Below are 6,521 nucleotides of genomic sequence, written 5' to 3' on the forward strand. Positions count from 1 at the left end.
ATATCAAGGGGTTTCGTGCGTTTTCCCTGATAACCTGATGATCTTACAAGGAAAAAGCGGGGGTGGATTTTTCTCTTACCTCCCGTTTTAAGAGAAGAGAGAGGAAAAGCGGCCCAAAACAGGCAAAAATAATGGTTGAATAAAAACACAAAAAACACCCACCAGCGACCAAAGCGCGCGGTAGACCGGGTATTTTCAGGGGGATAAATCGAGATAGGTCTTCTGTACAAGAGGAAAATGGCAGTGTATGTGCGGCACAAATTGCACTGGTCCTCAATAAACACAAGATAAGCAGCCCCCCTCCTCAGTTGCCCTCCACCAGCTATACAAGCTTGGCGCTGTAAAACTGATGGTTGGGGCACCGGTGGAGGTTGGTTTTTCTATTTTTTTCAACTGAATGAAGCCAAGATACATATGTGAAGCTAACCCTGCCCCCAAGCAAAGTATGGTATGGAGCGTTGTCGCAGATACCTGACATACCCTACGGAGAAGGGTTCAAGCCAAGCAAGAGCGTAGTAAGTACCCAGACTCTCACAATCGAACATTGCCCCTTCTAGAGATCACCCTTTATGGGCAAACAGCCTGTAAAGCAGGTGCCATGGTGCTTACTCTCCTTTAAGTCCCGGTTGGGCCAAGAACAAATATTTCTCTACTTTAAGCGACCCTCAATCTTATCCAGTCGCGCTAGAACCTGATGTAGCAGCTCGTCCCTTTCTGCAGTCTCCTTATTTTTGTCATCATCGCTAGCGTGCTCAAGTTCATTGACTACGACACCAATAATCATGTTTAAAAATGCGAAGGCCGTAAGAAATATGAAACTCAAATAATATGTCCAGCTAAGAGGGTACACTTCCATTGTCTGGTACATAACATCTGTCCAATCTTCGAATGTCATGACACGGAATAGAGTCAGCAAACTTATGCTTATGTCCCCCCAAAGCTTACTATTAATCTCTTGAAAGAAGGTGCTACCAATAGCAGCATAAATGTAGAAAATAATAAACATGAAAGCCGAAACATAACCGATTTTCGGCATAACCTTGACGAGAGAGGTTAGTAAAACTCTAAGCTCGGGAACTACTGTGATCATCCTAAGAACACGAAATATTCTTAATACTCTTCCGATCAGAACCAGTTCAGAGTTATCTATGGGGATGATACTAATAACTATAACGATGGTGTCGAAGATATTCCATGCAGATTTCACATAGTTCTTCAATGAGTCTTCGGCCATGAACCTTACAAACAGCTCAGTTAAGAAAAAAAAGCTTATGAAGTAGTCAACACCGGTAAGAATCGTTACGTATTTTGTGCTAAATGGAAATGTTTTCATCCCTATGACTAGGGCAGAAGAGACGATAACGGCCATTACGACTACCTCGAAGGTAGGGTTAGACCTGATTTTATAAAATGTTAATTTTACATCTTGATATGACACGATACTTCTGAGTCCTAGATGGTTTGCTGGTTTATCTGTGGGGCTTTGGTATCCCCGAGATAGAAGGCACATGCAACTTTTAAAATCGTGGTAAGTACCCAGACTCTCGTGATCGAATATTGCCCCTTCTAGCAACCGCCTTTAGTGAGCAAATAGCCTGTGAAAGCAGGTATCCTGGTACTTATGAGATAAATTTTTTCTGCGCAACGATTAATACTGTTGCCAGTATCGATTTACCTACCAAGGAAAAATATGATCATTTTTCAATCAACCCCAAAACCCAATACATGTAGCCCACATCTCATCCACAGGCTGTCATTGGTTGGTGAATAGCTAGCTAACACACATGCAGGTCTCAGGAGCCTCTAATACCCGTAAACCCCTCAAAGTGTTACGCATAGTACACTATGACACATTGTGTTTGCCATAATGGTGCGGGCGACCGCTGATTGTATGTTTTTCACCACTCATCGACAGTAACATAGCCTCATCCACAGTTATCACGCTTGTTCCTGATGCCACCTTTCATCGAAGGGTCCATTCCAAGAGGTGTTGGTCACTTGTCGAGTGATGACAAGATTTTCCATTACAGTATTTTTTCGAACAGGCAACGGCCTTACAAACGCAACATTCGTAACCGGATGAAATTGGTAGTGAATAATACTTCCGGAACACCATAACCTCCCTGTAGCTGATGTGAATAAAACGATACTGAGCTTATGATGTTCTAGATATTCTGTCGACGCAAGCCACTCCCTGTATAGGGTGGATTTTTTGCAACAAAACGTGCCTCGCTGACATTCAAATAAAGCATTGCAATCTGTATTTTTTTTGGCCAAAAAGAAACACTTTGTGGTAATCAATTAGGCACTTTGAATTTTATTTACGACAATTGATGTGTTTTGCTGTGAGCGCCACTTATTATATGCCTTTCATATGGAACACAATAAGGCTGACGCTACTAATGTTTATACAGAATTTAAACGCAAAGCAGCAATTTCTCTTAGTGGAAATGGCCGAAACGATCATCACTTCAGACGGTAAGATTTCTGAAAATGAGCAGGTAGTGCTCAACACTATTCTTGCTCAGGTTTCAGAGGAAGCTAAAGTGCTTACAGACGTCAGAATAAGCGATGTTGGACGCATTTTTGATACTCAAACCGCAAAATCCTCTTTACTGTTGGAGCTATTGGGCATAGCTCTTGCCGATGACGAATTTCACGATAACGAAGAAGAATATCTTTTAGACGTTGCTCGCAAAATCTCAGTCAGTGCTGAGCACTTGACCGAACTGAAAGACTGGGTCGTGGGCCTTATGAAACATATGAAAAAACTCGAACCTCTTATGGGAGACCAGTAATGCCTCTTCCTATTATATTGGCAGGTCTAGCCCTAACAGCTGGTGGCGTCGGCATTAAAAAGGGAATTGACGCTAAGGAGGACTTTGGACGCGCAAAGTCTATTAACTCCAATGCATCCCATATATACGACCAGGCTAAAAAGTCTCTTGAGAACGAACGGGAGGCTACACAAAAAGCGATGATCACCCTTGGCGAATTAAAATTTTCGCTGTTTGAGGTCCAGTTAAGCAGATTTGTTGATGCGATTAGCAAGATGAAAAACGTCGACTTTAATGACTCTCAACTTCTGCGAGACCAAAAACCCCTTGGTGACGCTAATATGCAGCTAGCGGACATACAAAATGCCGTTATCGCACTGCATTCTGTACTCGGTGGCGGTATGACTGCATTGGGTGCTGGTGGGCTCGCAGGGTTAGCAGCGTACGGCGGAGTAGGGACATTCGCTGCAGCTTCTACTGGCACAGGTATAGCCTCACTGAGCGGCGCCGCTGCCACGAATGCCACACTTGCGTGGCTGGGCGGTGGATCATTGGCCTCCGGAGGTATGGGCATGGCTGGAGGCACAATGGTTCTGGGCGGCTTAGTAGCCGGGCCTGTGCTCGCCGTCAGCGGCCTCATGCTTGCAAGTAAAGCGGAAGAGGTCAAAGAAAATGCCTTAGCAAACTTAGCCGAGAGCAAAAAGGCTGCGGCCGCGATGGACACAGGAAAAGCGGCCACTTATGCCATTAAGATGCGCTTTATCGAAATTACCCAAGTTCTCAATAAACTGCGTAGTGAGATTGACCCATTACTAGAAGGCTTGGTAACACTGACCAACCAGAACACCAACTACGATACCTATTCTCAAAAAGACAAGCTTGGCGTATACAACTGCTTCCAGATGGCCATCACAATTAAAAACGTTATGGAGACACAGCTATTATCAGAAAACGGGTCTTTAACTGGAGCTTCTACCGCCTTATTGGAACAAACCAACGGAAACCTCGATGCATATAAAAGCAAAGGCCGCCTGCCAGAGCCGTCAGTCGTAGCCAATGATGAACCTGCTCCATCTATTGAAGCGACTCCCGTCGCCCGAAAGAGTTTTAATGAACTCGTGTATGAGTATGAACATCAAATTATGCACGACGGTAGTGTGTATTGCGTGGGGAATCTTCTATCAGAGAAAGCGAGTAAAAAAGCCAACAATGCCATGGATGCCTACGCTGATGGCGCCAGCTGTCCTAGCGTATTAATAGATACTACTGTTTTCGGTAGTGGCAAAGAAGGTTATTACTTTACAGATGACACCGTGTGGATCAAAGAGTCATACGAGGATGTTGTTCGGATTAGATTTGAAGATATCAATTCTCTTCGCCTTGATGAAGACGACAAGGAACTGATGATCAATGGAAACTATTATAAGTATGGTGTGAGTCACTTGAACAGAAGTATGAGATATATCGTCAAGTGCTTAAAAGAGCACCTTGGTCTGTAAACTTTTCTTCCTAGGTATTGCCAGCACCCGGTTGATTGTCGGGCGCCTTTTTAACATGCAAAGACGAACCCATGTCCGAAAAAAAACAGGAACAAGAATTTGTCTCACTTGGTACTGCCCACGCTGCAAATGCACTGACTGAAGGGGCGACAGCCAAAACATGGCGTATTCTGCAAAACACCCAAGATCTTCAAGATGCTGCACAACAGTGGAGGAACACTCCTAAGGCACAAGCACAGGGTCATATCTTCGAGCATATAGAGGCCGCGAAATTCAATATAGACGCCCTTTCAAAAGAAAGTGATCTATATGCCTCCGTGACCGCTGCCGAGGGCCTGCCTCACTCCCCCTCTGACATCAATATTATGAGGGAATCCTCTGAAAAAGTTCAACGGGAGGTTCAGGCCAAGTCGAGCAAAACAGCTGCGGGGGCTATTACAATGCAGCGAAATCCAAAATATAAAGGGATGGCTCGACTGATAAACTCTGACAAGGGAGACATGGCTAGGGAGCTGGTGGATCAGAGAACCAGTGGAAATGGTATTCTTAAGGAGCAATATAAAGATGTGCAGGACAACCTTCAGTCAGAACTAAGCCACGAGGGCGTATCTTCAGGAGGTACAACCTACGATGAGGCTGTCGCCAATACCGATATTGACGTCGCAAAAGAAACTGCGGACAAACTCGATAGGGAGGCAGTCTTAACAGACATGCACCTATCGGGTATGAAAGCAGGAAAGATTGGAGCGGCTGCTGGCGGTGGCCTGTCTGCATTGAATTATGCTCGAAAAGCTTATAAAGGCGAAGTAGGTACAGCTGAAGCTATATCAGGTACAGCTGTTGATACGGCAAAAGGTTTTGCGACGGGGTATGTAACCACCTCACTATCTAAAGGCATTACTCATGCTTCAAAAAAATATTTATCTGACACGGTCTCCAGTTCGTTGGTGAAATCAAATGCGCCCGCTGCAATAGCCGCTGGAATCGTGTCGAGCAGCAAATCAATTATCAGGTACCTAAATGGTGACATCGACGAAAAGGCCCTGAAAGACGAAGTGAGTGAAACCGCTATATCTGGGACCTTCTCTTTTTATTACGGTGCGCTTGGTCAGGCTGCCATTCCTATTCCTGTAGTCGGTGGACTAGTGGGTGCAGCAGTGGGATTTTTTGTTGGCAATATGCTTCACAAGAGCGGTCTGATAGCACTGGGGACACCTACCATAGTGAAGGTGGCTAGAAAGCGCCGTCAGACCATTGAGGCCATGTGCTACACCGCCATAGCGCAAGCCCAAGAAATGCAGAAGCAGATTTACAAGAGCACAGAAGAGTACCAATCTCTACGAAATACAGTATTTGAAGAGGCATTTTCAAACATGGAGGATGCACTAAATGCATGGGACCCTAATCAAATGACGCTGGCGTTAACATCTATCAACGATCTTTTTGGAAAGGATTTGTTCTTTAAAAGTTTTGAGGAATTTGATAACTTCATGATGGATCAGAATAGCGGGCCGTTACAGCTATGACCAAAGCTCGGTTCTGTTGCAAGCTCAGATAATTCTACGTTGTGTCGCAAAAATTTCTGAGAATGAAAAATTGCAATTCTCCAGACGCAACTATGCCGCCAGGGAGTAGAAATACGCCCACGGTGTTGTTGTTCCGGAGTCAGGGTATGACCTTTTCTCATGATCATACGATAGCTGAGCGGGTAACTGACGTACCAGCGAACAGCCTGAAGGATGACACCTTTAGCCCGCATATTGCATGACAAACAAAAAAGGCGAGATGGTTTTTTGTTATAGTTCAGTTGCTTAGACCAACAATAACGACCAAATCGCCCATGACAGATTGTATCCTCAAGGACGCTCACTTTCCACGCTGCAAATCCAGAAAAGTTCAGGCTGATTTTTCCGGTGGCGACATCACCTCAAATGCAGGTGTTCTTCTGTTGCGACAGCTCGACCGAAAATTACAACTGACCAACACCCTCAGTCGCGTCATTAACGACCCAAGGGACGCTGATCGTTGCCTGCACCAGACAGAAACCGTATTGCGCCAGAGAATTTATGGTCTGGCTTTGGGTTACGAAGACCTGAATGATCACCAGCAACTCCTCTACGATCTGGCATTACAAACAGCAGCTGACACAGATAAACAACAGGCAAGTCAATCGACCCTCTGCCGGTTTGAACAGCAGGCGAATCGACAGCAGGCAGTTGCTATGCATGAGATTCTTGTTGATCAA

Annotated in this window: 5 protein-coding genes; 4 read left to right on the top strand and 1 reads right to left on the bottom strand. The window is 45.0% G+C overall.

The features are described from left to right. Positions 1 to 649: 649 nt before the first annotated feature. Positions 650 to 1,438 (bottom strand): ion transporter, encoded by a 789-nt coding sequence (locus E1189_RS04070; RefSeq protein ID WP_329601888.1) that lies wholly within the window; start codon positions 1,436 to 1,438, stop codon positions 650 to 652. Positions 1,439 to 2,402: 964 nt separating this feature from the next. Here E1189_RS04070 and E1189_RS04075 point away from each other — a divergent pair. The 4 genes from E1189_RS04075 to E1189_RS04090 form a co-directional block, all read left to right on the top strand. Then, a complete protein-coding gene (locus tag E1189_RS04075) occupies positions 2,403 to 2,798 on the top strand; it encodes a TerB family tellurite resistance protein (RefSeq protein WP_196221179.1) in 396 nt (131 codons plus the stop codon). Further along, positions 2,798 to 4,276: a hypothetical protein gene (locus E1189_RS04080; protein ID WP_155158790.1), complete on the top strand. Its 1,479-nt coding sequence runs from the start codon at positions 2,798 to 2,800 to the stop codon at positions 4,274 to 4,276. The genes E1189_RS04075 and E1189_RS04080 overlap by 1 nt, the downstream gene beginning before the upstream one ends. 71 nt (positions 4,277 to 4,347) lie before the next feature. Further along, positions 4,348 to 5,802 (top strand): hypothetical protein, encoded by a 1,455-nt coding sequence (locus tag E1189_RS04085; protein ID WP_155158791.1) that lies wholly within the window; start codon positions 4,348 to 4,350, stop codon positions 5,800 to 5,802. Positions 5,803 to 6,116: 314 nt separating this feature from the next. Beyond that, positions 6,117 to 6,521, top strand: a 405-nt coding sequence (locus tag E1189_RS04090) for a transposase (protein ID WP_196221180.1), incomplete at its 3' end; no start/stop codon positions are given.

The organism is Parendozoicomonas verongulae (assembly GCF_009711465.1).
GTDB classification, from domain to species: domain Bacteria; phylum Pseudomonadota; class Gammaproteobacteria; order Pseudomonadales; family Endozoicomonadaceae; genus Sansalvadorimonas; species Sansalvadorimonas verongulae.

Excerpts from the sequence above, each read along its gene's own strand:
- E1189_RS04075 (WP_196221179.1), top strand. The coding sequence starts at position 2,403 with ATGTTTATACAGAATTTAAACGCAAAGCAGCAATTTCTCTTAGTGGAA.
- E1189_RS04080 (WP_155158790.1), top strand. The coding sequence starts at position 2,798 with ATGCCTCTTCCTATTATATTGGCAGGTCTAGCCCTAACAGCTGGTGGC.
- E1189_RS04085 (WP_155158791.1), top strand. The coding sequence starts at position 4,348 with ATGTCCGAAAAAAAACAGGAACAAGAATTTGTCTCACTTGGTACTGCC.